Source organism: Pseudomonas sp. NPDC090755, assembly GCF_044769005.1.
Taxonomy (GTDB): Bacteria; Pseudomonadota; Gammaproteobacteria; order Pseudomonadales; family Pseudomonadaceae; genus Aquipseudomonas.
In genome coordinates this window covers 288,723-314,842 of the sequence record NZ_JBIVXC010000003.1, presented here as the reverse complement: position 1 = coordinate 314,842, position 26,120 = coordinate 288,723, and the positions used below count along the sequence as shown (strand labels likewise).

23 protein-coding genes are annotated in these 26,120 nt (G+C 62.7%); 13 read left to right on the top strand and 10 right to left on the bottom strand.

Annotated features, from left to right (window positions below):
• Nucleotides 1-6: 6 nt before the first annotated feature.
• From ACIQUS_RS08320 to ACIQUS_RS08300, 5 genes are all read right to left on the bottom strand, one after another.
• Complete coding sequence (locus ACIQUS_RS08320; RefSeq protein WP_403045337.1) at nt 7-1,254, bottom strand: ABC transporter permease; 1,248 nt, start codon at nt 1,252-1,254, stop codon at nt 7-9.
• A 64-nt stretch (nt 1,255-1,318) separates the two neighbouring features.
• Nucleotides 1,319-2,350 carry an ABC transporter substrate-binding protein gene (locus ACIQUS_RS08315; protein WP_403045334.1) on the bottom strand — a complete coding sequence of 344 codons (1,032 nt, stop codon included), beginning with the start codon at nt 2,348-2,350 and terminating at the stop codon, nt 1,319-1,321.
• 40 nt (nt 2,351-2,390) lie between these two features.
• On the bottom strand, nt 2,391-3,515 hold the full coding sequence (locus tag ACIQUS_RS08310; RefSeq protein WP_285862863.1) for an ABC transporter ATP-binding protein: 1,125 nt from the start codon (nt 3,513-3,515) through the stop codon (nt 2,391-2,393).
• A gap of 270 nt (nt 3,516-3,785) precedes the next feature.
• Nucleotides 3,786-4,418, bottom strand: coding sequence for a response regulator (locus tag ACIQUS_RS08305; RefSeq protein ID WP_403045402.1), 633 nt, complete (start codon nt 4,416-4,418; stop codon nt 3,786-3,788).
• Between the two features lie 7 nt (nt 4,419-4,425).
• On the bottom strand, nt 4,426-6,816 hold the full coding sequence (locus ACIQUS_RS08300; protein WP_403045331.1) for a PAS domain S-box protein: 2,391 nt from the start codon (nt 6,814-6,816) through the stop codon (nt 4,426-4,428).
• A gap of 94 nt (nt 6,817-6,910) precedes the next feature.
• On the opposite strand from ACIQUS_RS08300, the gene ACIQUS_RS08295 reads away from it, so the two are divergent.
• On the top strand, nt 6,911-7,915 hold the full coding sequence (locus ACIQUS_RS08295; RefSeq protein WP_403045329.1) for an alpha/beta hydrolase family protein: 1,005 nt from the start codon (nt 6,911-6,913) through the stop codon (nt 7,913-7,915).
• On the opposite strand, the gene ACIQUS_RS08290 is transcribed toward ACIQUS_RS08295, so the two are convergent.
• Genes ACIQUS_RS08290 through ACIQUS_RS08280 form a run of 3 tightly spaced genes read right to left on the bottom strand, consistent with a single transcriptional unit; the run spans nt 7,912 to nt 10,371 of the window.
• The gene (locus ACIQUS_RS08290) at nt 7,912-8,676 is read right to left on the bottom strand and encodes a TerB family tellurite resistance protein (protein ID WP_403045326.1); all 765 of its coding nucleotides are present in this window, start codon (nt 8,674-8,676) and stop codon (nt 7,912-7,914) included. The two genes, ACIQUS_RS08295 and ACIQUS_RS08290, sit on opposite strands and share 4 nt — an antisense overlap.
• A 1-nt stretch (nt 8,677) precedes the next feature.
• Nucleotides 8,678-9,349, bottom strand: a complete 672-nt coding sequence (murU, locus tag ACIQUS_RS08285) for an N-acetylmuramate alpha-1-phosphate uridylyltransferase MurU (RefSeq protein WP_403045323.1) — start codon at nt 9,347-9,349, stop codon at nt 8,678-8,680.
• Nucleotides 9,346-10,371 (bottom strand): aminoglycoside phosphotransferase family protein, encoded by a 1,026-nt coding sequence (locus tag ACIQUS_RS08280; RefSeq protein ID WP_403045321.1) that lies wholly within the window; start codon nt 10,369-10,371, stop codon nt 9,346-9,348. The genes murU and ACIQUS_RS08280 overlap by 4 nt, the downstream gene beginning before the upstream one ends.
• Nucleotides 10,372-10,500: 129 nt before the next feature.
• Here ACIQUS_RS08280 and ACIQUS_RS08275 point away from each other — a divergent pair, with 129 nt between their 5' ends.
• The 11 genes from ACIQUS_RS08275 to ACIQUS_RS08225 all read left to right on the top strand — a co-directional run bounded on the left by ACIQUS_RS08275 (nt 10,501) and on the right by ACIQUS_RS08225 (nt 24,569).
• Entirely contained in the window at nt 10,501-13,350 is a 2,850-nt protein-coding gene (locus ACIQUS_RS08275; RefSeq protein ID WP_403045318.1) for an LPS-assembly protein LptD, read from the top strand.
• On the top strand, nt 13,331-14,650 hold the full coding sequence (gene surA, locus ACIQUS_RS08270; protein ID WP_403045315.1) for a peptidylprolyl isomerase SurA: 1,320 nt from the start codon (nt 13,331-13,333) through the stop codon (nt 14,648-14,650). The genes ACIQUS_RS08275 and surA overlap by 20 nt, the downstream gene beginning before the upstream one ends.
• A complete protein-coding gene (pdxA, locus tag ACIQUS_RS08265; protein WP_403045313.1) occupies nt 14,647-15,636 on the top strand; it encodes a 4-hydroxythreonine-4-phosphate dehydrogenase PdxA in 990 nt (329 codons plus the stop codon). Before surA ends, pdxA begins: the two co-directional genes overlap by 4 nt.
• A complete protein-coding gene (gene rsmA, locus ACIQUS_RS08260) occupies nt 15,633-16,439 on the top strand; it encodes a 16S rRNA (adenine(1518)-N(6)/adenine(1519)-N(6))-dimethyltransferase RsmA (RefSeq protein WP_285862854.1) in 807 nt (268 codons plus the stop codon). Before pdxA ends, rsmA begins: the two co-directional genes overlap by 4 nt.
• Before the next feature lie 104 nt (nt 16,440-16,543).
• Nucleotides 16,544-16,924 carry a Co2+/Mg2+ efflux protein ApaG gene (apaG, locus tag ACIQUS_RS08255; protein WP_403045310.1) on the top strand — a complete coding sequence of 127 codons (381 nt, stop codon included), beginning with the start codon at nt 16,544-16,546 and terminating at the stop codon, nt 16,922-16,924.
• The gene (locus ACIQUS_RS08250; RefSeq protein ID WP_403045308.1) at nt 16,924-17,799 is read left to right on the top strand and encodes a symmetrical bis(5'-nucleosyl)-tetraphosphatase; all 876 of its coding nucleotides are present in this window, start codon (nt 16,924-16,926) and stop codon (nt 17,797-17,799) included. The genes apaG and ACIQUS_RS08250 overlap by 1 nt, the downstream gene beginning before the upstream one ends.
• A gap of 14 nt (nt 17,800-17,813) precedes the next feature.
• Complete coding sequence (gene glpE / locus ACIQUS_RS08245; RefSeq protein WP_403045306.1) at nt 17,814-18,143, top strand: thiosulfate sulfurtransferase GlpE; 330 nt, start codon at nt 17,814-17,816, stop codon at nt 18,141-18,143.
• Between the two features lie 282 nt (nt 18,144-18,425).
• Entirely contained in the window at nt 18,426-20,348 is a 1,923-nt protein-coding gene (locus ACIQUS_RS08240) for a PrkA family serine protein kinase (RefSeq protein WP_285862850.1), read from the top strand.
• Nucleotides 20,349-20,452: 104 nt separating this feature from the next.
• Nucleotides 20,453-21,724: a YeaH/YhbH family protein gene (locus tag ACIQUS_RS08235; protein ID WP_403045302.1), complete on the top strand. Its 1,272-nt coding sequence runs from the start codon at nt 20,453-20,455 to the stop codon at nt 21,722-21,724.
• Nucleotides 21,721-23,283, top strand: coding sequence for a SpoVR family protein (locus tag ACIQUS_RS08230; protein WP_403045299.1), 1,563 nt, complete (start codon nt 21,721-21,723; stop codon nt 23,281-23,283). The genes ACIQUS_RS08235 and ACIQUS_RS08230 overlap by 4 nt, the downstream gene beginning before the upstream one ends.
• 56 nt (nt 23,284-23,339) lie before the next feature.
• Nucleotides 23,340-24,569: a multifunctional CCA addition/repair protein gene (locus ACIQUS_RS08225; RefSeq protein ID WP_403045297.1), complete on the top strand. Its 1,230-nt coding sequence runs from the start codon at nt 23,340-23,342 to the stop codon at nt 24,567-24,569.
• 49 nt (nt 24,570-24,618) lie between these two features.
• On the opposite strand, the gene folK is transcribed toward ACIQUS_RS08225, so the two are convergent.
• Complete coding sequence (folK, locus tag ACIQUS_RS08220) at nt 24,619-25,128, bottom strand: 2-amino-4-hydroxy-6-hydroxymethyldihydropteridine diphosphokinase (protein WP_403045294.1); 510 nt, start codon at nt 25,126-25,128, stop codon at nt 24,619-24,621.
• On the bottom strand, nt 25,119-25,472 hold the full coding sequence (folB, locus tag ACIQUS_RS08215; protein ID WP_403045291.1) for a dihydroneopterin aldolase: 354 nt from the start codon (nt 25,470-25,472) through the stop codon (nt 25,119-25,121). Before folB ends, folK begins: the two co-directional genes overlap by 10 nt.
• 74 nt (nt 25,473-25,546) lie before the next feature.
• Between folB and plsY the strand changes: the two genes are divergently transcribed.
• Nucleotides 25,547-26,116 carry a glycerol-3-phosphate 1-O-acyltransferase PlsY gene (plsY, locus tag ACIQUS_RS08210; protein WP_403045288.1) on the top strand — a complete coding sequence of 190 codons (570 nt, stop codon included), beginning with the start codon at nt 25,547-25,549 and terminating at the stop codon, nt 26,114-26,116.
• The last annotated feature ends 4 nt before the right edge of the window (nt 26,117-26,120 follow it).

The window sequence follows — 26,120 nt, the reverse complement described above, 5'->3', positions numbered from 1 at the left end:
CGCTCCTCAGCTCAGACGCAGGCGGCTGGCGCCGACCAGCCAGCTATAGATCAGGTACAACAGCACGGTAGCCAGCAACAGCAGACCGCCCAGCGCAGTGGCCATGCCCCAGTTGATGCTGGTGTTGGTATAGAAGGCCACGAAGTAGCTGACCATCTGATCGTTGGGGCTGCCGAGCAGCGCCGGGGTGATGTAGTAACCGATGGCCAGGATGAACACCAGCAGGCAGCCTGCACCTACACCGGCGTAGGTCTGCGGGAAGTACACCCGCCAGAAGCTGGCAAATGGATGGCAACCCAGGGAGATCGCTGCTCGCATGTAGGTCGGCGAGATGCCTTTCATCACGCTGTAGATCGGCAGGATCATGAACGGCAGCAGGATGTGGACCATGGAGATGTACACACCGGTGCGGTTGAACACCAGCTCCAGCGGCTTGTCGATGATCCCCAGGGCCATCAGCGCGCTGTTGATCAGGCCACCGGACTGCAACAGCACGATCCAGGCCGCAACCCGCACCAGGATCGAGGTCCAGAACGGCAGCAGCACCAGGATCATCAGCAGGTTGCTCTGCCGGGTCGGCAGGTTGGCCAGCAGGTACGCCAGCGGGTAGGCCAGCACCAGGCAGATGGCGGTGATCACGAAGCCCATCCACAGGGTGCGGGTGAAGATATCCAGGTAGATGGCCTGGTCCGGGGTAGCCTTGGCCAACTCGCCAAGGTCATCGATGCGATGATCCAGGGCCGCCAGCAGGTAGAACGGGGTGACACTACTGGTGTTACGGCGGATGGCCTGCCAGTAGGCCGGATCGCCCCAGCGCTCGTCCAGTTCCTGCAGGGCGTCCTTATAGGAGGCCGGCTCGGTCTTGAACGGCAAGGCGCGGGCGGTCTTGGCCAGCAGGCTGCGATAGCCGGCCAGCTCCATGTTCAGGCGTTTGGAGGTATCGCCCAGGGTCTGGTTCTTGCGTGCCTGGCCGAGGTCTTCGCTCAGCGCCTTGTACACCGGCTCGCCCGGCAAGCCCTTGCCATCCCACTGCGCCACCGCCTCCACGGTCTGCGGCAGGCCGTTGACGACTTCCGGGTTACCGACGCTCTTGTAGAGCAGCGCCGCGATGGGCACCAGGAAAACCAGCAGCAGGAACAGCGCCAGCGGCGCAATCAGGGCCTGCGCCTTCCAGCGGTTGACCCGCTCGGCATGCGCCAGACGCTGCTTGAGTGTGGATCCGGCGCCTTCTTTGAGGGGCACTGCGATGGCCATAGCGAACTCCGAAATCTTGAGAACAGGGAGCGCCGGCAGCACGCCGACGCTCCATCAGCCAACCTTACTTGGCAGCCCAGGCGTTGAAGCGTTGCTCCAGTTGCTCGCTGTTGTCAGCCCAGAAGGCGACGTCGATCTGCACCTGGTTGGCAATGTTTTCCGGGGTGGTCGGCATGTCTTTCTTGACCGCATCGGCGAGCAGGCTCACCGCCTTGGAGTTGGCCGGACCGTAGGCGATGTTCTCCGAGTAGGTCTTCTGCTGCTCGGGCTGGACCGAGAAGGCGATGAATTTCTTCGCCTCTTCTGCATCCTTCGCCCCTTTCGGAATGGCCCAGGCGTCGAAGTCGTAGATGCCACCGTTCCAGACGACCTTCAGGTTGCTCTCTTTCTGCACCGCGGCGATGCGACCGTTGTAGGCCGAGCTCATGACCACGTCACCCGAGGCCAGGTACTGAGGCGGCTGGGCGCCGGCTTCCCACCACTGGATGCTCGGCTTGAGTTCGTCGAGTTTCTTGAAGGCGCGGTCCTGGCCTTCCTTGGTGGCGAGCACCTTGTACACATCCTTGGGCGCAACACCATCGGCCATCAGGGCGAATTCCAGGGTGTACTTGGCGCCTTTGCGCAGGCCACGCTTGCCCGGGAACTGCTTGGTGTCCCAGAAGTCGGCCCAGCTGGTCGGTGCGGTTTTCAGTTTGTCGGCGTTGTAGGCCATGACCGTGGACCACACGAAGAAACCTACGCCGCAGGGCTGGATGGCGCCTGGCACGTAATCGGCCTCGTTGCCGAACAGGGCCGGATCGAGCTCTTCGAACATGCCTTCGTCGCAACCACGGGCCAGCTCCGGCGATTCGACTTCCACCAGGTTCCAGGACACGCTCTTGGTGTCGACCATGGCCTTGACCTTGGCCATTTCACCGTTGTACTCGCCGGCGACAATCTTGCCTTTGCCAGCCTTCTCCCATGGCTCGTAGAACGCTTTGACCTGGGCGGCCTTGTTGGCACCGCCGAAGGAGATCACGGTGAGGTCGGCAGCCATGGCTTGGGCCGCTGCAAAGATACCCACTGTCAGGGCGGTCAACTTCAAGTGTTTGAGCATTATTATTCTCTCCACAGTACAGGGTTGGTGAAGCAAACCTTCAATTGGCTTCCTGGATCGGGTCGAGCGCGCGGGCGTGCTCGACCTCCCAGCCAAGCGGCACCACATCGCCCACGGCCAGGGCCGGGTCGAGTTCGGCAATCGGCTGCTTCACGAAGAAATCGGCCTTGCCGCAGACTTCCAGGCGGACCCGCACGTGGTCGCCCAGGTAGATGAATTCGGCCACCCGACCGGAGAAGCGGTTGACGCAGCTTTCGCTATGGCCGTTGAGGCGCACGCGCTCGGGACGGATCGACAGGGTCACCGGTTCGCCGGTCTGGCCGACATTCACCGCCAGCGCTTCGACTTTCTCACCACGCGCCAGCTGCACATGGCAACGGTCGCCATCCTGGCTGATCAGGCGACCGTTGATACGGTTGTTCTCGCCGATGAAGTTGGCCACGAAGGTGTTCTTCGGCTCTTCGTAGAGGGTGCGCGGGTCGGCGATCTGCTGGATCTCGCCCTGGTGGAACACCGCCACGCGGTCGGACATGGTCAGCGCCTCGCCCTGGTCGTGGGTCACGTAGACCACGGTGACACCCAGGCGCTGGTGCAGATGCTTGATTTCCATCTGCATGTGTTCGCGCAGTTGCTTGTCGAGGGCGCCGAGCGGCTCGTCCATCAGCACCAACTGTGGCTCGAACACCAGCGCCCTGGCCAGGGCCACACGCTGCTGCTGGCCACCGGACAACTGGCCCGGGTAGCGCTTGGCGAAAGCGTCGAGCTGGACCATGTTGAGCACGCGCTTGACCCGCTCGCTGATGTCGGTCTTGCTCAGGTTGCGCACGGTCAGGGGGAACGCCAGGTTCTCGGCCACGGTCATGTGCGGGAACAGGGCGTAGTTCTGGAACACCATGCCGATGTCGCGCTTGTGCGGTGGCACGTTGTTGATCGAACGGCCGGCCAGCTGGATCTCGCCGGCGGTCGGCGTCTCGAAGCCGGCCAGCATCATCAGGCTGGTGGTCTTGCCGGAGCCGGAGGGGCCGAGCAAGGTCAGGAACTCGCCTTTGCGAATATCCAGGTTGAGGTCTTTGACGATCAGCGACTCGCCGTCGTAGCTCTTCTGCACACCACGGAAGCTGACCAGCACTTCGCCGGCTGCAGCGCTCGAATTCACCTCACTCATACCTGTACCTTCTTGTTGGATGACTGCCGTAGTCACAGCCTAGAGAAGGTGCAAGCCCCCGGAAATCGGGGGTGGAGAGAGATTGATATCAGCCGCATGGAAGGGTTGGGGTAGGGATTGCCCTACATGGATGACGTTTTCAGACAAGACCCGAGGGCTTTACCGGCTTCAGCATTACCATCGCTGGCTACGCCAGCTCCCACATGCGTGCTCTCTGTGGGAGCTGGCGTAGCCAGCGATGGCGGCACCGCGATGTCGCAATTGGAACACTCAGACCAGCTTGTGCTCCATGGCGTACTTCACCAACTCCGCCAGCGAGTTCACGTTGAGCTTCTGCATCAGGCGCGCCTTGTGGGTGCTGATGGTCTTGTTGCTCAGCGCCAGTTGCTGGGCGATGTCGTTGACATTGGCGCCCTGGGCCAGGCGTTCGAACACCGAAAACTCACGCTCGGACAGCAAGGAGTGCAGTGGCCGGGCATCGGTCAGGCCGACCTCGAAGACCATGCGGTCGGCCAGCTCCGGATCGATATAGCGACCGCCCCCGGCCACCCGCCGGATCGCCGCCAGCAGCAGGGCCGGATCGCTGTCCTTGGTGGCATAGCCCGCCGCCCCGACCTTCAGCGCCCGTGCAGCCATCTGCGCCTCGTCGTGCATCGACAGCACCAGGATCGCCGGCGGATCGTTCAGCGCACGGATCCGCGGAATAGCCTCCAGGCCATTGACGCCAGGCATGGAGATATCCAGCAGCACCACCTCGCATTCGGTATGGCGCAAGGTCTCCAGCAACTGCTCGCCATTGGCGGCCTCCCCCGCCACCTGCATATCCTTGGCCAGGCCGATCAGTTGCTTGATACCTTCGCGGACGATGGTGTGGTCTTCGGCTACCAGAACTCGAATCACGATACCGCTCCTATTTCAGAGGAATGCCCACGCTGAGGCTGGTGCCCTCGCCCGGCTCGCTTTCCAGGGTCATTTGCCCGCCCAGCATCAAGACCCGCTCACGCATGCCGACCAGGCCGAAAGAGGCCGGGCGGCTCTGCTCCGGCGTAAAGCCGATGCCATCGTCGATCACCGTCAAGCGCAAGGTCTGCCCATCCAGGCCCAGGTTGATCTGCACAGTATGCGCCCGGGCGTGGCGCATGACATTGGTCAGGGCCTCCTGCAGGATGCGGAACAAGCCGGTGGCCTTGGCATCGCTCAAGGGTGGCAGATTCTCCGGCACCTGCACCAGGCAAGGAATCTGTGTGCGTGCTTCAAATCGCCGTGCCTGCCATTCGATGGCCGAGGCGATGCCGGCATCCAGGATCGGCGGGCGCAAGGCCGTGGCCACATCGCGTACCAGTTGGAACAGTTGGGCAATCAGGCGCTTCATGCTGGCCAGGCGCTCATTGAGGCCGGGATCGAGGTCGGCGTAGGCCAATTCGCACATGGACGTTTCCAGCTTGAGCACCGTCAGCATCTGCCCCAGCTCGTCATGCACTTCCCGGGCGATGCGCGCCTTTTCCTCTTCACGCACGCTTTCCAGGTGCGCCGACAACTCACGCAGCTGTTCCTGGGAACGCGCCAGCTCAAGCTCGGCCCGCTTGCTCTGGGTAATGTCCCAGACCACGCCGTCCCAGACCACCCGGCCATCGCCCAGGCTGCGGGTACTGGCCTTGATGTCGGCCCAGCGCTGTTCACCGTCGCGGGTCAGGATACGACCTTGCCAGGACCAGTCGCGGTCGGTGGCCAGGGCCAGGTCCTGGACCTTGTGGTAATCGGCCCGGTCCTCCGGGTGCACCAGATTGCGCAAGCCCATGTCCGGATGCTGCAGAACCGCCGGTGAGTAACCGACCAGCGCCTCACTGCCCTCGCTGATGTAGGGAAACTCAAGGTCGCCTTCCGCCGGGTTGCGCTCCAGCCGGAACACCAGCCCCGGCACGTTGCCAGCGATGCCCTTGAGCCTGGCCTCGCTTTCGCGCAAGGCCGCCAGGGCGCGACGGCGTTCGGTGACATCGGTGAGGAACACCACCAGGTACTCGGCATCGCGAAAGCGCAGGAAGCTCAGCGACACATCCACCGGCAGCAGGCTGCCGTCGGCGCACAGGCACTGGGTTTCGAAATGCTGGGCGGTGTCGTTGCTGGCCCGGGCGCGTTTCCAGAGTTCCAGCCAGCGGTCCATGTGCAGGTTGGGTTCGAAATCGATCAAGGGCCGGTCGATCACCGCCCCTTCCGGGTAACCGAGCATGCTCTCGGCGGCCCGGTTGGCGTAGCGCACATGACTGTCCCAGTTGACCCAAAGGATACCCACCGTGCTCTGGTCGATGGAGAACTGGCTCAGGCGCAGGGCCTCCTCACGTGCCTGGCGCTGGTTGATGGTCTCGCGGGCGGTCAGCAGGTTGTGCTCCAACTGACGCAACTGGCGCCGTTGCCAGACCACGATGGCCATGCAGCTCAACAGCAAGACGGCCAGCAGCAACCCCAGGTTTTGCCAGAAACCGGGCGACTCGCTCAGGCGCGGGTACTTGGGCTCCAGCCAGCGCTGGTGCAGTTGTTCCAGGTCCTTGGCCGGAATGGCCTGCAGGCCGAGTTCGATGATTTGCGCCAGTTGCGGCCAGTCGCGCCGCGACGCCACGCGCAGCAACTGCGGCAAGCCGATATCGCCGACCACGGCCAGGTCGCTGAACTCGCTTTCCCGCGACAACCGGCTCAGTTGTGCTTCATCCACCACGGCATAGCGGGCCTGTTCGCTGAGCACCAGTTGCAAGGCCTGGCGCTCCTGCGGAACACCTTGCAGGTTGAGGTTCGAATAGGTGGCGCGCAGGTAGTCGGCCACTGCACTGGGCATGCGTACCGCGACCCGCTCGTTGCCGGCGAGCTTTTCCAGGTCCACTGCCACCGCACCGGTACGCGAGCCAACGATCAGTTGCGGCACGCGCATGTACGGGTCGCTGAACAACCACAGGCGCAGGCCGGCCGGGGTCTGGGTCAGACCAGGCGCCAGGTCGACTTCGCCGGCGACCAGGGCGCGCTCCAGCGACGCCTGATCAGGGAAGTTGCGCCAGGTCAGGTCCAGCCCCAGCGAGCGGCCCACCCAGTTCATCAGCTCGACATTGACCCCGTACAGCTGCTGCAGGCGCCGGTCGAACTGGGCGAAAGGCGCCTGCAACACCAGCCCGACCCGCAGGCTGCGATGCTGCTCAAGCCACTGCTGCTGCGCCGGCTCAAGCACCACGGCAGCGGGTGGCGCGACGGGTGCTGCCGATATGATCAAGGGCAGGCACAAACAGCCGATAAGCAACAGGCAGCGCAATGACTTCATCTGCACTCTCATCAAAGGAAGGATGGCCAGCGAGCATGGCCGTCCCGGACAAATACTATTAGGCTGCCGGTATTATTCTGGCTTGGATCGATCCATGTTCTCACTGTATCGTACGACGCTTCCCGCGTTCTGCCTTTCATTGATATTACCTTGTAGCGCATACGCGGCTACTGGCGAAACGCCAGAAGCGGCTACCGACACCCCGCCTGCCGCAGCTCAGCGCCAGCCGCTGGTCGAACGCAGCCAGGAAGAGGCCCAGGCCCTTGAGCGCCAGGTGCCCAAGTCCGAGCAGCAGATGCTGCAAGCGGGCAACGATGCCTTCCTGGCGTTGTGGAAGCCGGCCAACAGCAGCGATCCCGAGGGGGCATTGATCATCCTCGCCGGCGCCGGCGAAACCGCTGACTGGCCAAAAACGGTCGGCCCCTTGCGCCGCAAGTTCCCGGACGCCGGCTGGCACAGCCTGAGCCTGGGCCTGCCGGACCTGCTGCAAGACAGCCCGCAAGCCCGTGTCGAAGCTGCACCACCGCCAGAACAGCCCGCCCCCCAGGGCCAGAGCGCACCGGCCAAGGACACCCCGGATGATGCCAATGCCAGCGTCGAGCAGGCCACGGCCGTCGACAACGAGGCCGCCGAAAGTGCCGCGCCAGCAGCGCCCGGCAACGACAATGACAAGGCCGACGCCGAGCGCATCTTCGCCCGACTCGACGCCGCCGTGGCCTACGCGCAGCAGCACAACGCCCGCACGATTGCCCTGGCCGGCAGTGGCAGCGGCGCGTACTGGGCTGCCCGCTACCTCAATGAACGGCAACCGGCGCAGGTGCAAAAACTGGTGATGATCGCAGCGCAGACACCGGCGCAAGCGCAGCAAAGCCTGGACAGCCTGGCGCCTTCGCTGAAAGTGCCGACCGGTGATTTCTACTACAGCAACCAGGCCCAGGCCCGTCGCGCCGCCGAACTGCGCCTGCAGGCCAGTAAACGGCTCAAGGACAACACCTATCGACAAGTGGCCCTGACCGCCATGCCCGGAAACAACAAGGCGGAGCAGGAGCAGTTGTTCCGCCGTGTCCGTGGTTGGTTGAGCCCGGAAAACGTCGACTAGAACCCGCGACGCTTACGGATGATCGCGTAGGCCTGATGCAGCTCACGGGTGCGCTCGGTCGCCTCGCGCACCTGTGACGGGCTGGCGCCGCTGCCAACCAGTTTGTCCGGATGGTGACGGCTGAGCAGGCGCCGATAGGCCTGCTTGATCTGCCCGGGCTCGGCTTCGACAGCCACGCCGAGCACGCGCAAGGCGTCCTGATATCCAAAGCTGGCGCTGGCCAGAGCGGGGCGCTGGGGTTCGTATTCCAGTGCCAGGGCCTGGACTTTGCTGGCCGACCAGCCCAGTTGCTGTCCCCAGTCCAGCAGCAGTTCGCGCTCCTGGCGCCCGGCCCGGCCATCGGCCCAGACCATGCGCCAGCACGCGCGCAGCATGCCTTCGGCGGCATGGGGCTGTTGTTTCAGACGACGCAGGTAATGACCCAAGCGATCCTTGCCACTCTTGCCGCGATTGAACGCGGCAATCGCCCGCCGTCGTACCGGCTCGCTCATTTCCAGGCGCTGCATCTCCTGGCGAGCCTGCTGGATATGGCCATCGACCACACGCCCGTCGCACTTGGCCAGGCGACCGAGCAGTACGAACAGCACCTCGTCATCGCGCAACACCGGGCGCCCACCCAGACGTTCACGCAAATGCGCCCAACTGTGCAACTGCAACCGACGATCCATCGCCTGGCCCAGCAACGCCCCCAGCAATGCGCCTGGAATGCTGGCGATGGCGAAACCGACCCCGGCACCCATCACTGTGCTCGGCCACAACATTTCAGCGACGCCCGGCGATCAGACGTTCGACTTCCGCCAGCCGCTCCAGGGTGCCGACATCTACCCAGTGCCCGTCAAAGTACTCCCCCGACACCAGGCCTTCGGCCATGGCCTGACGCAGCAACGGTGCCAGCTTGAATGCACCGACTGTGCAGTTTTTGAACAGCTGCGGATCGATCACCGCAATACCGCTGTAGGTCAGGGTGCTTGCTGCTTCATGGCCGTCGCTGACCTGCCCCTGCTGCAGGCAGAAATCGCCCTTGCCGTGGTGGCCGGGATTGTCCACCAGCACCAGGTGCGCAAGGCCGGCAGGCTTTTGCGGCAGCCGGCTGAAGTCGTAGTCGGTCCAGACATCGCCATTGACCAGCACGAAGGGCTCATTGCCCAGCAACGGTAGGGCCTTGAAGATCCCGCCGCCGGTCTCCAGCGGCTCTCCCTCTGCGGAATAGCTGATATTCAGCCCCCACCCCGAACCGTTGCCCAGGTGGGCCTCGATCTGCGCCCCGAGCCAGGCATGGTTGATCACCACGTCCTTGAAGCCCGCTGCCACCAGGGCGCGCAGGTGGTATTCGATCAAGGGTACGCCGGCAACCGGCACCAGCGGTTTGGGCGTGTGCAAGGTCAGCGGCCGCATGCGCTCGCCTTTGCCAGCCGCCAGGATCATCGCCTTCATGGACGCTCCCCGGCAGTGGCCTGGAGGCTCTCGATCAGTTCGTCGAGCTCGGCCAGTTCCGGACGGCGGGCTATCACTTCATCTATATAGGCAAAGAAGCGTGGCACATCGGTCAGGTAGCGCGGCTTGCCATCGCGGTGACAGATCCGGGCAAAGATGCCGATCACCTTGAGGTGGCGCTGTACGCCCATGAGGTCGCTGGCACGCCAGAAATCCTCGAAGTCGGCCTGCACCGGGATACCCTTGTCCCGAGCCTGCTCCCAGTAGTTCTTCAGCCAACCTTCGACCCGCGCCTGCGGCCAGCTCAGGAACGCATCCTTGAATAGGCAGGTGATGTCATAGGTGACCGGCCCGTACACCGCGTCCTGGAAATCCAGCACCCCGGGGTTCGGCGTGCTCTGCATCAGGTTGCGCGGCATGAAATCCCGGTGCACCAGCACCTTGGGCTGGGCCAGGGCACTGTCGATCAACAGGGTACTGATGCGTTGCCAGGCGGCCAGTTGCACATTGGTCAGGCCCAGGCCGAGTTCGCGCCCCACATACCATTCGGGGAACAGTTCCAGTTCACGGCGCAGCAGCGCTACATCATAGCTGGGCAAGGGGGCGTCCATCGGCAGTTGCTGGAAAGCCAGCAGTGCCTGAACGGCATCGGCGAACAGCCCATCGGCGTTATCGGCATCGATCACATCGAGGTAGGTCTTGGTGCCCAGGTCGCTGAGCAGCAGGAATCCTCGCTCCAGGTCCTGTGCGTGGATGACCGGGACATTGACCTCGGCGCTGGCCAGCAGCTGTGCGATATCGACGAAGGGACGGCAGTTTTCTTGCGGAGGCGGAGCGTCCATAATGATGAAGCTGCGGCCATCGGCCTGCCAGCGGAAGTAGCGACGGAAGCTGGCGTCGCTGCTGGCGGCGGTCAGGGTGCCGGTCGGAACGGCCCCCCAGCCCTGTGATTGAAACAGCTGCGCCAGTTGTTCGGCGAGCCAGGCTTCCAGTTGTTGCAGGCGTACATCGTGTTCAGGCATTACAAGGGTCTCCGACGGCCCTAGCCGTCAAGCGGGTCATGCTTTATTATCCAGCATCTTTTTCAGACCATCGAGAGGCGTGCGGCCCCACCGCGGGCAGATGGCACGCAGGAAGCCCGGACTAATAAGATGGCATTGAAATCCCCCGCGTTTCGTAAAAAATTCCCGTTGCTGGTCACCGGCGGTCTGCTGGCGCTGCAACCGCTGGCCACTTCGCATGTGGTCGCCGCCGAGCAGTTCGACTGCCAAGTGTCCGCTGCCGGAGGCTGGGACTGCAAGCCCAAGACCAACGCTGCGCCTCTGCCACCACGCCCGGTGCATCAGGGTGCGGCCGCCAGTTCCGCTGGCGAGACCACCGCAGCCACCGGCGAAGCCGTCGAAGCGCCTGGCGAGACGCCAATGCTGGTCACCGAGAGCAAGGGCCGCGGCCTGAAGACCCGCAGTGCCGACTACAGCCACCTGGACTGGGTGCCACGTGACCAACTGACCCCGGCCCAGCTCGCCGAAACCGGCCCATACTGCGCCGGCGCCTATGTCGAGCCGATTCGTCCGGGCATGGACGACACCACGCCGAAGGACGAAGCACCGACCTTCATCGGCGCCAAGGTTTCCCGCTATCAGCAAGAACAGCAGATCGCCACCCTCGCCGGTGACGTGGTCATGCGCCAGGGCAGCATGCAGGTCGAAGCCGACGAGGCCAACCTGTACCAGGCCGAGAACCGTGGCGAGCTCAGCGGCAACGTCAAGATCCGTGACAATGGCTCGCTGGTGGTGGGCGATCACGCCGACATCCAGCTCGATACCGGCGAAGCCAAGGTCGACAACGCCGAGTACGTGATGCACAAATCGCGCATCCGCGGTAACGCGCTGTACGCCAAGCGCGCCGAGAACGCCATCATTCGCCTCAAGGACGGTACCTACACCACCTGTGAGCCGAACAGCAACGCCTGGCAGCTCAAGGGCAACAACATCACCCTGAACCCGGCTACCGGTTTCGGTACCGCGACCAACGTCACCCTGCGGGTCAAGGATGTCCCGGTGTTCTACACACCGTATATCTACTTCCCGATCGACGACCGTCGCCAGTCCGGCTTCCTGCCGCCGTCGTTCAGCACCAGCAGTGACACCGGTTTCACCCTGGTCACGCCGTACTACTTCAACCTGGCGCCGAACTACGACGCCACCTTGTATCCACGCTACATGGCCAAACGTGGCCTGTTGATGGAAGGCGAGTTCCGCTACCTGACCGAATCCAGCGAGGGCCAGTTCGGCGGTGCCTACCTGAGCGACAAGGAAGACGAGCGCAAGCTGCAGACCGACTACGAAGAAAAACGCTGGATGGTCAACTGGCAGCACAAGGGAGGCCTGGATTCCCGCGTGTTTACCGAGGTCGACTACACCGACATCAGCGATCCGTTCTATTTCCAGGACCTGGAAACCGACCAGATTGGCGTCGAGAGCCGGGACTACCTCAACCAGCAGGGCGCCATGACCTACCGCGGTGACGATTACACCGCGCGCCTGAACGTTCAGGCCACTGAACTTGCGACCATCTCCCAGATCACCCCGTATGACCGGCTGCCTCAGGTAACCTTCAACGGGATGCTGCCGTATCATCCGGGCGGATTCGACTTCAGCTACGAGACCGAAGCGGTTCGTTTCGACCGTAACCTGAAAGATGACCTGGTCTTCGATGAAGATGGCAACCCTGACCCTACCGCCGGGCTCGTGACCGATGCATCCGGCAATGTTCTCGGCGGCAAGCGACTTGACGAGAACATCTTCGGTGTTGCGCGTTCGAACGGCACCCGCCTGAATGCCGCCCCGATGATCAGCCTGCCGCTCAGGGAAACCTATGGCTTCCTGACGCCTTCGATCAAGTACATGACCACTCATTACGATCTTGATCTGGACGGCAAGGGCAAGAACGACCTGGCGACCGCCAGCCCGGAAACCCTGGCGCTGCAGGGTGAGTTCAACGGCTCGCAGAACCGCAACGTGCCGATCTTCAGCGTCGACAGCGGCCTGTACTTCGATCGCAACACCCAATGGTTCGGCAAGAACTACCGGCAGACGCTGGAACCGCGCCTGTTCTATCTCTATGTGCCTTATGAAGACCAGCGCGACATCCCGGTCTTCGACACCAGCGAAAACACCTTCAGCTACGCCTCGCTTTTCCGCGACAACCGCTTCTCCGGCATTGACCGTATCGGTGACGAGAACAAGCTGTCGCTGGGTGTGACCAACCGCTGGATTGAAGAAAACGGCTTCGAGCGCCAACGCCTTGCCGTGGGCCAGGCCCTGTACTTCAGGGACCGCAAGGTGCAACTGCCAGGCGTCAGTTTCGACGACCGCAAGGATGCCCAGTCGGATGTATCGCCGTACGCACTGGAGTACGAGTACAAGTTCAACCGCGACTGGCGCTTCAACTCCGATTTCAACTGGGATCCGGACAGCCGCAGCACCCGCTCGGGCAGCGCGATGTTCCACTACCAGCCTGAAGATAACGTGAACAAGGTAGTCAACCTCGGCTATCGCTACCGCAACGACATGGTGACCTACAACAGCACCACGGGTCGTTGGCAGGTCGGTGGCGGCGACTACCTGACCCCAGGCGAACCGGGCTACATCAAGGACTACTACAAGATCGAACAGCATGACTTCTCGGTCATGTGGCCGATCGTTCCACAATGGACCGCAATCGCCCGCTGGCAGCACGACTACAACCGCAACCGCACGCTGGAAGCATTCGGTGGTTTCGAGTACGACAGCTGCTGCTGGAAACTGCGTCTGATCAACCGTTACTGGATCGATTACGACGACTTCAGCCAGGCGACTCCGCAAAACGAAAAAGGCGACCACGGCGTCTTCCTGCAGATTGTGCTGAAAGGCCTGGGCGGCGTAGTGGGCAACAAGGTCGAGTCGTTCCTCGACCAGGGCATTCAAGGTTATCGTACACGTGAAGACCAAGCTTACTGATTGTCTGCGCCCGCTGTTGCTGGGCGCTGTATTGCTGAGCGGCGCGGTACATGCCGCCGTTCAGCCCCTGGATAGCGTCGTGGCCATCGTCGACAACGACGTGGTCATGAAAAGCCAGCTGGACCAGCGCGTGCGCGAAGTCCAGCAGACCATCGCCAAGCGCGGCGGCTCCGCTCCGCCCACCAGCGTGCTGGACCAGCAGGTGCTCGAGCGCCTGATCGTCGAGAACCTGCAACTGCAGATCGGCGATCGTTCGGGCATTCGCATCACCGACGAAGAACTCAACCAGGCCATCGCCACCATTGCCCAGCGCAACGGCATGAGCCTGGAGCAGTTCCGCGCAGCCCTTGCCCGCGACGGCCTGTCGTATGAGGACGCCCGCGAGCAGGTACGTCGCGAGATGATCATCAGCCGCGTGCGCCAGCGCCGTGTGGCCGAGCGCATCCAGGTGTCGGAACAGGAAGTGAAGAACTTCCTCAACTCCGACCTGGGCAGAATGCAGCTGTCGGAAGAGTACCGCCTGGCCAACATCCTGATCCCGACGCCGGAAAGCGCCAACTCGGAGCAGATCCAGAAAGCGGCCCGGACAGCCGGTGAGGTCTACCAGCGCCTGCGCAGCGGTGCCGACTTCGCCCAGATGGCGATCGCCAGTTCGGCCAGCGATAACGCCCTGGAAGGCGGCGAGATGGGCTGGCGCAAAGCCGGCCAGCTGCCACCAGACTTCGCCAAGATGCTCAGCAGCATGTCGATCGGCGACATCACCCAGCCTATCCGCATCCCCAATGGCTTCATCATCCTCAAGCTCGAGGAAAAACGCGGTGCTGGCAGCAGCGTGGTGCGCGACGAAGTTCACGTGCGCCACATCCTGATCAAGCCAAGCGAAATCCGTAGCCCGGAAGCGACCAAGCAGTTGGCGGAGAAACTCTACGAGCGTATCCAGAACGGTGAAGACTTCGCCGAGCTGGCCAAGAGTTTCTCGGAAGACCCGGGCTCGGCGCTCAACGGCGGCGACCTCAACTGGGTTGACCCGAACGTCCTGGTGCCAGAATTCCGCGAGCAAATGGCCAATGCCCCGCAAGGTCAAGTGACCCAGCCGTTCCAGACCCAATACGGCTGGCACGTGCTGGAAGTCCTCGGCCGTCGCGCAACCGACAGCACCGAACAGGCGCGTGAGCAGCAAGCGATGAACGTCCTGCGCAACCGCAAGTACGACGAAGAGCTGCAGACCTGGCTGCGCCAGATTCGCGACGAAGCCTACGTTGAAATCAAGCTTCCCGGCGCCGACCAGGCCTCCCAGTGAAACTCAAGCGCTTCGCCCTCACCCCCGGTGAGCCAGCCGGCATAGGTCCCGACCTGTGCCTGCTGCTTGCCACGCAAGCCCAGCCTCACCCCCTGATCGCCATCACCAGCCGTGACCTGCTCGCCGAGCGGGCCACGCAGCTGGGGGTGGCCGTCACCTTGCTGCCGGTAACCCCTGACGCCTTCCCCGACCAGCCTGCCGCCGCCGGCAGCCTGTATGTCTGGGATACGCCACTGCAAAACCCGGTGGTTGCCGGGCAGCTGGACAAGGCCAACGCCGCATTCGTCCTGGAAACCCTGACCCGCGCGGGCCAAGGCTGCCTGGACGGAGACTTTGCCGGGATGATCACCGCCCCCGTCCACAAGGGCGTGATCAACGAGAGCGGCATCGCCTTTTCCGGCCATACCGAATTCCTCGCCGACCTGACCGCCACCACCCAAGTGGTGATGATGCTGGCCACCCGCGGCCTTCGCGTGGCGCTGGTGACCACTCACCTGCCCCTGCGCGATGTCGCCGACGCCATCACCCCGGAACGCCTGGAGCGGGTCACGCGGATCCTGCATACCGACCTGCAACAGAAATTCGGCATCGCCAGCCCACGCATCCTGGTCTGTGGCCTCAACCCCCATGCGGGTGAAGGCGGCCACCTGGGCCATGAAGAAATCGACACCATCGAACCGACATTGGCGCGCCTGCGCAGCGAAGGCATGGACCTGCGCGGCCCGTTGCCTGCCGATACCCTGTTTACCCCCAAATATCTGGAGCATTGCGACGCAGTGCTGGCGATGTACCACGACCAGGGCCTGCCCGTACTCAAGTACAAGGGCTTTGGCGCTGCGGTAAACGTGACCCTGGGCCTGCCGATCATCCGCACCTCGGTCGACCACGGCACCGCCCTCGATCTGGCCGGCAGCGGCAAGATCGATACCGGCAGCCTTCAGGTCGCCCTGGAAACCGCCTACCAGATGGCCGAGACCCGACTATGAGTGAGCAATACCAACACCGGGCGCGCAAGCGCTTCGGCCAGAACTTCCTGCACGACGCCGGCGTCATCGACCGCATCCTGCGCTCGATCAACGCCAAGTCTGCCGACCGTATGCTGGAAATCGGCCCGGGCCAGGGTGCCTTGACCGAAGGCCTGCTGGGCAGCGGCGCGCAGCTGGACGTGGTCGAGCTGGACAAGGACCTGGTGCCGATCCTCAACCAGCAGTTCGCTGGTCGCGACAACTTCCGCCTGCACCAGGGCGACGCCCTTAAGTTCGACTTCACCAGCCTGGGCGCCGCGCCGCGCAGCCTGCGGGTGGTCGGCAACCTGCCGTACAACATCTCCACCCCGCTGATCTTCCACCTGCTCGATAACGCCGAGCTGATCCGCGACATGCACTTCATGCTGCAGAAGGAGGTGGTCGAGCGCCTGGCCGCAGGCCCGGGCGGTGGTGACTGGGGCCGCTTGTCGATCATGGTCCAGTACCATTGCCGAGTCGAGCACCTGTTCAACGTCGGCCCTGGCGCGTTCAACCCGCCACCCAAGGTCGACTCGGCCATCGTCCGCCTGGTGCCGCACGAAACCCTGCCCTTCCCGGCCAAGGACCACCGCCTGCTGGAGCGCATCGTTCGCGAAGCCTTCAACCAGCGTCGCAAGACCTTGCGCAACACCCTCAAGGCCCTGCTCAACAGCGAAGCCATCGAAGCCGCCGGCGTCGACGGCAGCCTGCGCCCGGAGCAACTGGACCTGGCCGCCTTCGTACGCCTGGCCGACAAGCTGGCCGAACAGCAAGGCGCTCAGTAAGGCCCGCGCCTGGCCAGTCATGAGCACATGACTGGCCGGCACCCCCGCCAATAGCCTAGACTGACGCAATCGCCGTATTTGCGTCTGTTTCCAAGGCCCCTTGCATGTCAGATCCCCGCTATCAGATCGACGTCAGTGTCGTGACCCGCTTTCTCAAAGAACAATCCGATCCTGAAAACGACCGTTTCGCCTTCGCCTACACCATCACTGTCCAGAACAACGGCCTGGTCCCTGCCAAGCTGATGTCCCGCCATTGGCTGATCACCAACGGCGACGGCCAGGTCGAAGAAGTGCGCGGCGCCGGCGTGATCGGCCAGCAGCCACTGATCGAGCCCGGCAAGAGCCACACCTACAGCAGCGGCGCGGTGATCAGCACCAAGGTGGGGACCATGCAGGGCACCTACCAGATGTTCGCCGAGGACGGTAAGCGTTTCGAGGCCACCATCGCCCCCTTCCGCCTGGCCGTGCCCGGAGCGCTGCACTGATGGCGGTGTACGCTGTCGGCGACCTGCAAGGCTGTCTGCAACCGCTCAAATGCCTGCTGGAACGGGTCAACTTCAACCCGGCCGTCGACCGCCTGTGGCTGGTGGGCGACCTGGTCAACCGCGGCCCGGAGTCGCTGGAAACCTTGCGTTTTCTCTATTCGATCCGCGATTCGCTGGTGTGCGTGCTGGGCAACCACGACCTGCACCTGCTGGCGGCCTGGCACAACATCGAGCGCCTGAAAAAGAGCGACACCCTGCGCGAGATCATCGAGGCCCCGGATGCGGCCGATCTGCTCGACTGGCTACGCCGGCAGAAACTCCTGCATTACGACGAGCAGCGTGGCGTGGTCCTGGTGCATGCCGGCATCCCGCCACAATGGACCTTGGGCAAGGCCCTGGCGCTGGCAGCCGAGGTGGAAGAGGTGCTGCATGATGACAACCGCCTCAAGCCCTACCTGGATGGCATGTACGGCAATGAGCCGAACAAGTGGAGCAAGGACCTCAGCGGCGTGACTCGCCTGCGGGTGATCACCAACTACTTCACCCGCATGCGCTTCTGCACCAGCGAGGGCAAGCTCGACCTCAAGGGCAAGGAAGGCGTTGAAACTGCCCCGCCGGGCTACAAGCCCTGGTTCGCGCACAAGGGCCGTCGCTCGCGTCATGTGAAGATCCTCTTCGGCCACTGGGCGGCCCTGGAAGGACGTTGCAAGGAGCCCGGGGTCGTCGCCCTGGACACCGGCTGCGTCTGGGGCGGGGCAATGACCCTGTACAACGTCGACAGCGGTGAATTCCATCGTTGCGAATGCAATGGCCAGGGCGCCGTACGGCCCCAGTCAGCAGCGCCAGAACCGGATAGAATGAACGACCAGCCCTGAAGGAAACCGTACCCATGAGCGAATTCAAACGCATCCCTCCCGAGCAGGCCCAGGCCCTGCGCGAGCAAGGTGCGGTCGTGGTCGATATTCGCGACCCGCAAGCCTATGCCAGCGGCCATATCACTGGCGCGAAGCACCTGGACAACCACTCGGTGGCGGAATTCATCCGCAATGCCGACCTCGACGCACCGACAGTCGTGGTCTGCTACCACGGCAACTCCAGCCAGAGCGCCGCGGCCTATCTGGTCGGCCAGGGCTTCTCCGACGTCTACAGCCTCGACGGCGGCTTCGAGCTGTGGCGCGGCACCTACCCTGCCGAAACCGCTCAAGGCTCTGCCGAATAATTTTTTTCAGCTCCTGCAGCCCGCGTCCCGTGCGGGCTTGCGCCTGACCAGACGAACGGTCGCCGTCAACAATTCATTCAACGGCCCTTGACCTCGCCGAGAACGAACTATCCTTAAGCCCAGGCCATCCAAAAAGGGGAGAGCCGGTACACCGGCGTGCGGGTCATCGGTAGCGACTTTACAGGTGTTCTGGGGGGTATACAGCAATCGGTAGCGCCGATTGCATGCCAGCATCAGCTGACTGATCCGGCGTCGGCTCCACGTATCGAGCGAGGTGACGTCATGAGTATTTTTAGCCACTTCCAACAACGTTTCGAGTCCACCCGTCAGGAAGAACTCTCGCTGCAAGAGTATCTCGAACTCTGCAAGAGCGATCGCAGTGCTTATGCCTCGGCAGCCGAACGCCTGTTGATGGCTATCGGCGAGCCGGAGCTGGTCGACACCTCGCACAATTCAAGGCTGTCGCGGATTTTCTCGAACAAGGTGATCCGTCGCTATCCGGCCTTTGAAGACTTCCATGGCATGGAAGAATGCATCGACCAGATCGTCTCTTACTTCCGCCATGCCGCTCAGGGCCTGGAAGAGAAGAAACAGATCCTTTATTTGCTCGGCCCTGTGGGGGGCGGTAAATCCTCGCTGGCTGAAAAACTCAAACAACTGATGGAGAAGGTGCCCTTCTATGCCATCAAGGGCTCGCCTGTATTCGAGTCGCCCCTGGGGCTGTTCAACGCCACCGAAGATGGCGCCATTCTCGAAGAAGACTTCGGCATCCCAAGGCGCTACCTGAACACCATCATGTCACCCTGGGCGACCAAACGACTGGCCGAATTCGGCGGTGATATCAGCCAGTTCAAGGTGGTCAAGCTGTACCCCTCGATCCTCAACCAGATCGCCGTGGCCAAGACCGAACCGGGTGACGAGAACAACCAGGACATCTCCGCCCTGGTGGGCAAGGTCGATATCCGCAAACTCGAAGAGTATCCACAGAACGACGCCGACGCCTATAGCTACTCGGGCGCACTGTGCCGGGCCAACCAGGGCCTGATGGAATTCGTCGAGATGTTCAAGGCGCCGATCAAGGTCCTGCACCCGTTGCTGACCGCTACCCAGGAAGGTAACTACAACAGTACCGAAGGTCTGGGCGCGATCCCCTACTCCGGGATCCTGCTGGCGCACTCCAACGAATCGGAATGGCACAGCTTCCGCAACAACAAGAACAACGAGGCCTTCATCGACCGGATCTACATCGTCAAAGTCCCGTACTGCCTGCGCGTCAGCGACGAGATCAAGATCTACGACAAGCTGCTGTTCAACAGCTCGCTGGCCAAGGCCCATTGCGCTCCGGACACCCTGAAGATGCTCGCCCAGTTCACTGTGCTGTCGCGCCTCAAGGAGCCGGAAAACTCGAACATCTACTCGAAAATGCGGGTCTATGACGGCGAAAACCTCAAGGACACCGATCCGAAGGCCAAGTCGATCCAGGAGTACCGCGACGCAGCCGGTGTCGATGAAGGCATGAACGGTCTTTCGACCCGCTTCGCCTTCAAGATCCTGTCGAAAGTCTTCAACTTCGACCCCCATGAGATCGCCGCCAACCCGGTGCACCTGCTGTATGTGCTGGAACAGCAGATCGAACAGGAGCAGTTCCCGGCCGAGGTACGCGAGCGCTACCTGCGCTACCTGAAGGAATACCTGGCACCGCGCTACATCGAGTTCATCGGCAAGGAAATCCAGACTGCGTACCTTGAGTCCTACAGCGAGTACGGCCAGAACATCTTCGACCGCTACGTGCTGTACGCCGACTTCTGGATTCAGGACCAGGAATACCGCGACCCGGAAACCGGCGAGATCCTCAATCGCATCGCCCTCAACGAAGAACTGGAGAAGATCGAGAAACCGGCGGGTATCAGCAATCCGAAGGATTTCCGCAACGAGATCGTCAACTTCGTCCTGCGCGCCCGGGCCAACAACAATGGCAAGAACCCGACCTGGCTCAGCTACGAGAAGCTGCGGGTGGTGATCGAGAAGAAAATGTTCTCCAACACCGAAGACCTGCTGCCGGTCATCAGCTTCAACGCCAAGGCCAGCAAAGAAGATCAGCAGAAACACAACGACTTCGTCACCCGAATGGTGGAACGCGGTTACACAGACAAGCAAGTTCGGCTGCTCTCGGAATGGTACCTGCGGGTCAGAAAATCGCAGTGACCGAGCTGTAAGTGGCAAGCCGCAAGTCCCCGGCCAGGCAGCGTTACATCGCCTGGCACGGCTTGCGGCTTGAAGCTTGAGTCTTCAGCTCCCCGGAGGGGCCTATGAGCTATGTGATCGACCGACGCCTGAACGGCAAGAACAAGAGCACGGTCAACCGCCAGCGCTTTTTGCGGCGTTACCGTGACCACATCAAGAAAGCCGTCGAGGAGGCCGTAAGTCGCCGCTCCATCACCGACATGGAGCATGGCGAGCAGATCAGCATACCCGGTCGCGACATCGACGAGCCGGTGCTGCACCATGGGCGCGGCGGCAAGCAGACCATCGTGCACCCGGGCAACAAGGAATTCACCGCAGGCGAGCATATCGCCCGGCCCCAGGGCGGTGGCGGCGGGGGTGGCCGCGGCAAGGCGGGCAATTCCGGCGAAGGCATGGATGAGTTCGTGTTCCAGATCACCCAGGAGGAGTTTCTCGAATTCATGTTCGAGGACCTCGAACTGCCCAACCTGGTCAAGCGTCACCTGGCCGGTACCGACACCTTCAAGACCGTGCGTGCCGGGATCAGCAACGAAGGCAACCCCTCGCGGATCAACATCATCCGCACTCTGCGTTCTGCCCATGCCCGACGCATCGCCCTGTCCGGCAGCAGCCGCGCCAAACTGCGCGAGGCCCAGGAGGAACTGGCGCGACTGAAACGCGAAGAGCCGGACAACTTCGGCGATATCCAGGAAATCGAAGCGGAAATCGAGCGTTTGAGCGCACGGATCAACCGGGTGCCGTTCCTCGACACCTTCGACCTCAAGTACAACCTGCTGGTCAAGCAGCCCAACCCCAGCTCCAAGGCGGTGATGTTCTGCCTGATGGACGTTTCCGGGTCCATGACCCAGGCCACCAAGGACATCGCCAAGCGCTTCTTCATCCTTCTGTACCTGTTCCTCAAGCGCAACTACGACAAGATCGAGGTGGTGTTCATCCGCCATCACACCAGCGCCCGCGAAGTCGACGAAGAGGAGTTCTTCTACTCCCGGGAAACCGGCGGCACCATCGTCTCCAGCGCCCTGAAGCTGATGCAGGAAATCATGGCCGAACGCTACCCGGCCAACGAGTGGAACATCTACGCGGCCCAGGCTTCCGACGGTGACAACTGGAACGATGACTCGCCGATCTGCCGCGAGATCCTGACCAAGCAGATCATGCCGTTCGTCCAGTACTACACTTATGTCGAGATCACCCCTCGCGAACATCAGGCATTGTGGTTCGAGTACGAACGCATCGGCGAAGCCTTTGCCGATACGTTCGCCCAGCAACAGTTGGTGTCGGCCGGCGATATCTATCCGGTCTTCCGTGAACTCTTCCAGCGCAGGTTAGCGACATGACCGCCAGAGAGCAGAAGCGCCACCCCCTTTCCACCGGGTCCGAATGGACATTCGAACTGATCCAGGCCTATGACCGGGAAATCAGCCGCCTGGCCGAGCGCTATGCCCTGGACACCTACCCCAACCAGATCGAAGTGATCACCGCCGAGCAGATGATGGATGCCTACGCCTCCGTCGGCATGCCCCTGGGCTATCACCACTGGTCCTACGGCAAGCACTTCCTCAGCACCGAGAAGTCCTACAGCCGCGGACAGATGGGTCTGGCCTACGAGATCGTGATCAACTCCGACCCCTGCATCGCCTACCTGATGGAAGAAAACACCATGTGCATGCAGGCACTGGTGGTTGCCCATGCCTGCTATGGGCACAACAGCTTCTTCAAGGGTAATTACCTGTTCCGCACCTGGACCGACGCCAGTTCGATCATCGATTACCTGGTATTCGCCAAGCAGTACATCACCCAGTGTGAAGAGCGCCATGGCATCGATGCGGTCGAGGACCTGCTGGATTCCTGCCACGCCCTGATGAACTACGGCGTGGATCGCTACAAGCGGCCCTACCCGATTTCCGCCGAGGAGGAACGGCGGCGGCAGAAAGAGCGCGAAGAGCACCTGCAAAAGCAGATCAACGACCTGTGGCGCACCATTCCCAAGGGTGCCGACAAGAACAGCGAGCGGGACAACGCACGCTTTCCGGCCGAACCCCAGGAGAACATTCTCTACTTCATCGAGAAGCATGCCCCGCTGCTCGAGCCCTGGCAGCGCGAGGTCGTGCGCATCGTGCGCAAGATCGCCCAGTACTTCTACCCGCAACGCCAGACCCAGGTGATGAACGAGGGCTGGGCCACCTTCTGGCACTACACCCTGATGAACGACCTGTACGACGAAGGCCTGGTCACCGAAGGCTTCATGATGGAGTTCCTGCAGTCGCACACCAGCGTGGTGTTCCAGCCCGGCTTCGACAGCCCCTATTACAGCGGCATCAACCCTTACGCCCTGGGCTTTGCCATGTACCGCGACATCCGTCGCATGTGCGAGCACCCCACCGAGGAGGATCGCCGCTGGTTCCCCGAAATCGCCGGCAGCGACTGGCTGTCGACCATCAAGTTCGCCATGAGCAGCTTCAAGGATGAGAGCTTCATCCTGCAGTACCTGTCACCCACCGTGATCCGCGACCTCAAGCTGTTCAGCATCCTCGATGACGACCAGCGCGAAGACCTGCTGGTGCCGGCCATCCATGACGAGGGCGGCTACCGGATCATCCGCGAAACCCTGGCGGCCCAGTACAACCTGGGCAACCGTGAGCCCAACGTGCAGATCTGGAGCATCGACCGCCGTGGCGACCGCTCGTTGACCCTGCGCCACCAGCAACACGACCGCAAGCCACTGGGCGACTCCACCGAAGAGGTGCTCAAGCACCTGCATCGCCTCTGGGGCTTCGATATCCACCTGGAGACCCTGCAGGGCGAGCAGATCATGAAAACCCACCACGTGCCGCCACGGGGCGAACACGGTGAAGCCGACTACGGTCGCATGGACCTGGCCGTGGTACACCTCTAGACCGGCCCTCCGTTGCTGCCAGACAGGGTATCCTGTGGCATCAACGGAGGTTTTTCATGCAGATCTACAAAGTCGGCGGCGCCGTGCGCGACCGCCTGCTCGGCCGAACGGTCAGTGACATCGACTGGGTCGTGGTCGGCGCCACGGCGCAAGAGATGCAGGCGCTGGGTTACCGGCCCGTCGGCGCCGATTTCCCGGTGTTCCTGCATCCGCAGAGCGGCGAGGAATATGCCCTGGCGCGAACCGAACGCAAGAGCGGTCGTGGCTACGGTGGTTTCACGTTCCACGCCAGCCCCGAGGTGACGCTCGAAGAGGACCTGATCCGTCGCGACCTGACCATCAACGCCATGGCCGAAGACGAACAGGGCACGGTCTACGATCCTTATCACGGCCAGAAAGACCTAAAATCTCGCATCTTGCGCCATGTATCCCCGGCGTTTGCCGAAGATCCCTTGCGTGTATTGCGCGTCGCGCGCTTCGCTGCCCGCTACGCCGGACTGGGGTTCAGGGTAGCCCCGCAAACGATCGAGCTGATGCGCCAGCTCAGCGAGTCCGGCGAACTCCAGGCGCTGACCGCCGAACGCAGCTGGAAGGAAATCGCCCGGGCATTGATGGAGGATCAACCTCAGGTGTTCATCCAGGTGCTGCGCGACTGCGGCGCCCTCAAGGCGTTGATGCCCGAGCTCGATGCACTGTTCGGCGTGCCGCAACCGGCGGCCCATCACCCTGAAATCGACAGTGGTATCCATACCCTGTCGGTCCTGGAGCAAGCCGCCCTGCACCAGCAGCCCCTGAGCGTGCGCTGGGCCTGTTTGCTGCATGACCTGGGCAAAGGCCTAACCCCCGAAGAGGAATGGCCACGGCATATCGCTCACGAGCACCGCGGGCTGAAGCTGATCAAGGCGGTGAACCAGCGCTTCAAGGCGCCACGGGAGTGCCAGGAGCTGGCCATGCTGGTCGGTGAGTACCACACCCACTGCCACCGCGCCCTGGAACTCAAGGCTTCGACCTTGCTCGAATTGCTGCAGAGCTTCGATGTCTATCGGCGCCCGCAACGCTTCGAGGAATTCATCGCCGCCTGCGAGATGGACGCGCGTGGGCGCAAGGGGCTGGAACAGCGGGATTATCCACAGGCGGATTACCTGCGCGGGGCGGCGGCGGCAGCACGGGCGGTGCAGGTACAGCCGCTGGTGCAGCAGGGGCTGACCGGGCAGGCACTGGGGGAAGCACTCAAGGGCGAGCGATTGAAGGCGCTGAAGGCCTTCCGGGACGCTGCCAGGGGGTGAATCATCGCGGGGCAGGAAGGCTTGCCCCGCGATTGAATACGACACGGACTCACATGCGGGTCAACTGCTGCCCACGCCACTCGAACGGTACCGGCGCAAGCTCCTGCTCGATCCGCGCCTCATCCCACAGTTGGCTCATGCGCTTGCCTGCCCCCGGATGCACCAGCTGCGGTGCAATCAGCGACAGGGGCCACAGCACGAAGGCATTCTTGAGAATTTCGGCCCGGGGCAACACCAGCCCGTCGAAGGTGCCATGCAGATCGTTGTACATCAGCACGTCGATATCCAGCGGCAAGCCCTTGCGATCAGGGGCATAGCGACCGTTGTCGGCCTCGATGAACTTGAGCCGGCGATCCAGCTCCATCAGCGGCAACGCGGTCAACCCGGTGACCACCAGGTTGAAGAACGGGCCGCTCTTGATCCCCACCGCCTGGCTCTCGAACACCGCCGAACAGTGCATGTCGGTCAGCAGGCCGGCCAGCGCCTCAAGCCCTGCACACAGGTGCCGCTCGCGCTCGACATTGCTACCAAGTCCAAGGTAAACCCGGTTCAGAGACATCCGCGCTCGATCTCCACACCCACGCCGGTGGCGGCCGCGACAGCGCCGGGCTTGGTCAGCTTGAGGCTCAGCCAGGGGATCTGGAACTCGCTCATCAGCACGGCCGCCAGACGCTCGGCAAAGGTCTCCACCAGTTCGAACTCGGCTTGCTCGGCAAATGCCTGGATCCGGGCCGAGACACTGGCGTAGTCCAGGGCCAGGGTCAGGTCGTCGCCCGCCGCTGCCGGGCGGTTGTCCCAGGCAAAACGCAGGTCCAGGCGCAGGCACTGGCGAATGCCACGCTCCCAGTCATAGGCACCGATCACGGTATCGACTTCCAGGCCTTCGATGAACACTCTGTCCAAGCACTTCTCTCCACTGCACGACAAGGGCGACTGGCGCCGTTAGAATCAGGGCGTCCTCGCCCGGAATAGTTAGCATGTTTTGGTTACTGGCGCTGCTCGCCTACCTGCTCGGCTCGCTGTCCTTCGCCATTGTCCTGAGCCGCCTCAATGGCAGCCCGGACCCACGCATGAGCGGTTCAGGCAATGCCGGAGCAACCAACATGCTGCGCCTGGCCGGCCGCAAACTGGCGGTCCTGACCCTGCTGGGCGACCTGTGCAAGGGCCTGTTGCCCGTGCTGATCGCCAATCTTGCCGGCCTCGACCTGCAACAACAGGCCTGGATCGGCTTGTGTGCGGTGATTGGCCATCTGTTCCCATTGTACTTTTGCTTTCGCGGCGGCAAAGGTGTCGCCACCGCCGCCGGCATGCTGCTGGGGCTCTACCCTCCAGCCGCCCTGCTGGCCATCAGCGCCTGGCTGCTGACCTTCTACCTGACCCGCACCAGCTCGCTGGCCGCACTGATCGCCACGCCCCTGACCCTGCCACTGCTGGCCTGGCGCGAGCCTGCGGCCCTGCTGCCGATCAGCGTGCTGACCGTGCTGATCGTCTGGCGCCACCGCGGCAATCTACGCGACCTTTTTGCCGGCCGCGAACGGCATTTCTGAATCC

Excerpts from the sequence above, each read along its gene's own strand:
- ACIQUS_RS08320 (WP_403045337.1), bottom strand. The coding sequence starts at position 1,254 with ATGGCCATCGCAGTGCCCCTCAAAGAAGGCGCCGGATCCACACTCAAG.
- ACIQUS_RS08315 (WP_403045334.1), bottom strand. The coding sequence starts at position 2,350 with ATGCTCAAACACTTGAAGTTGACCGCCCTGACAGTGGGTATCTTTGCA.
- ACIQUS_RS08310 (WP_285862863.1), bottom strand. The coding sequence starts at position 3,515 with ATGAGTGAGGTGAATTCGAGCGCTGCAGCCGGCGAAGTGCTGGTCAGC.
- ACIQUS_RS08300 (WP_403045331.1), bottom strand. The coding sequence starts at position 6,816 with ATGAAGTCATTGCGCTGCCTGTTGCTTATCGGCTGTTTGTGCCTGCCC.
- ACIQUS_RS08295 (WP_403045329.1), top strand. The coding sequence starts at position 6,911 with ATGTTCTCACTGTATCGTACGACGCTTCCCGCGTTCTGCCTTTCATTG.
- ACIQUS_RS08290 (WP_403045326.1), bottom strand. The coding sequence starts at position 8,676 with ATGTTGTGGCCGAGCACAGTGATGGGTGCCGGGGTCGGTTTCGCCATC.
- murU (WP_403045323.1), bottom strand. The coding sequence starts at position 9,349 with ATGAAGGCGATGATCCTGGCGGCTGGCAAAGGCGAGCGCATGCGGCCG.
- ACIQUS_RS08280 (WP_403045321.1), bottom strand. The coding sequence starts at position 10,371 with ATGCCTGAACACGATGTACGCCTGCAACAACTGGAAGCCTGGCTCGCC.
- ACIQUS_RS08275 (WP_403045318.1), top strand. The coding sequence starts at position 10,501 with ATGGCATTGAAATCCCCCGCGTTTCGTAAAAAATTCCCGTTGCTGGTC.
- rsmA (WP_285862854.1), top strand. The coding sequence starts at position 15,633 with ATGAGTGAGCAATACCAACACCGGGCGCGCAAGCGCTTCGGCCAGAAC.
- apaG (WP_403045310.1), top strand. The coding sequence starts at position 16,544 with ATGTCAGATCCCCGCTATCAGATCGACGTCAGTGTCGTGACCCGCTTT.
- ACIQUS_RS08250 (WP_403045308.1), top strand. The coding sequence starts at position 16,924 with ATGGCGGTGTACGCTGTCGGCGACCTGCAAGGCTGTCTGCAACCGCTC.
- glpE (WP_403045306.1), top strand. The coding sequence starts at position 17,814 with ATGAGCGAATTCAAACGCATCCCTCCCGAGCAGGCCCAGGCCCTGCGC.
- ACIQUS_RS08240 (WP_285862850.1), top strand. The coding sequence starts at position 18,426 with ATGAGTATTTTTAGCCACTTCCAACAACGTTTCGAGTCCACCCGTCAG.
- ACIQUS_RS08235 (WP_403045302.1), top strand. The coding sequence starts at position 20,453 with ATGAGCTATGTGATCGACCGACGCCTGAACGGCAAGAACAAGAGCACG.
- ACIQUS_RS08230 (WP_403045299.1), top strand. The coding sequence starts at position 21,721 with ATGACCGCCAGAGAGCAGAAGCGCCACCCCCTTTCCACCGGGTCCGAA.
- ACIQUS_RS08225 (WP_403045297.1), top strand. The coding sequence starts at position 23,340 with ATGCAGATCTACAAAGTCGGCGGCGCCGTGCGCGACCGCCTGCTCGGC.
- folK (WP_403045294.1), bottom strand. The coding sequence starts at position 25,128 with ATGTCTCTGAACCGGGTTTACCTTGGACTTGGTAGCAATGTCGAGCGC.
- plsY (WP_403045288.1), top strand. The coding sequence starts at position 25,547 with ATGTTTTGGTTACTGGCGCTGCTCGCCTACCTGCTCGGCTCGCTGTCC.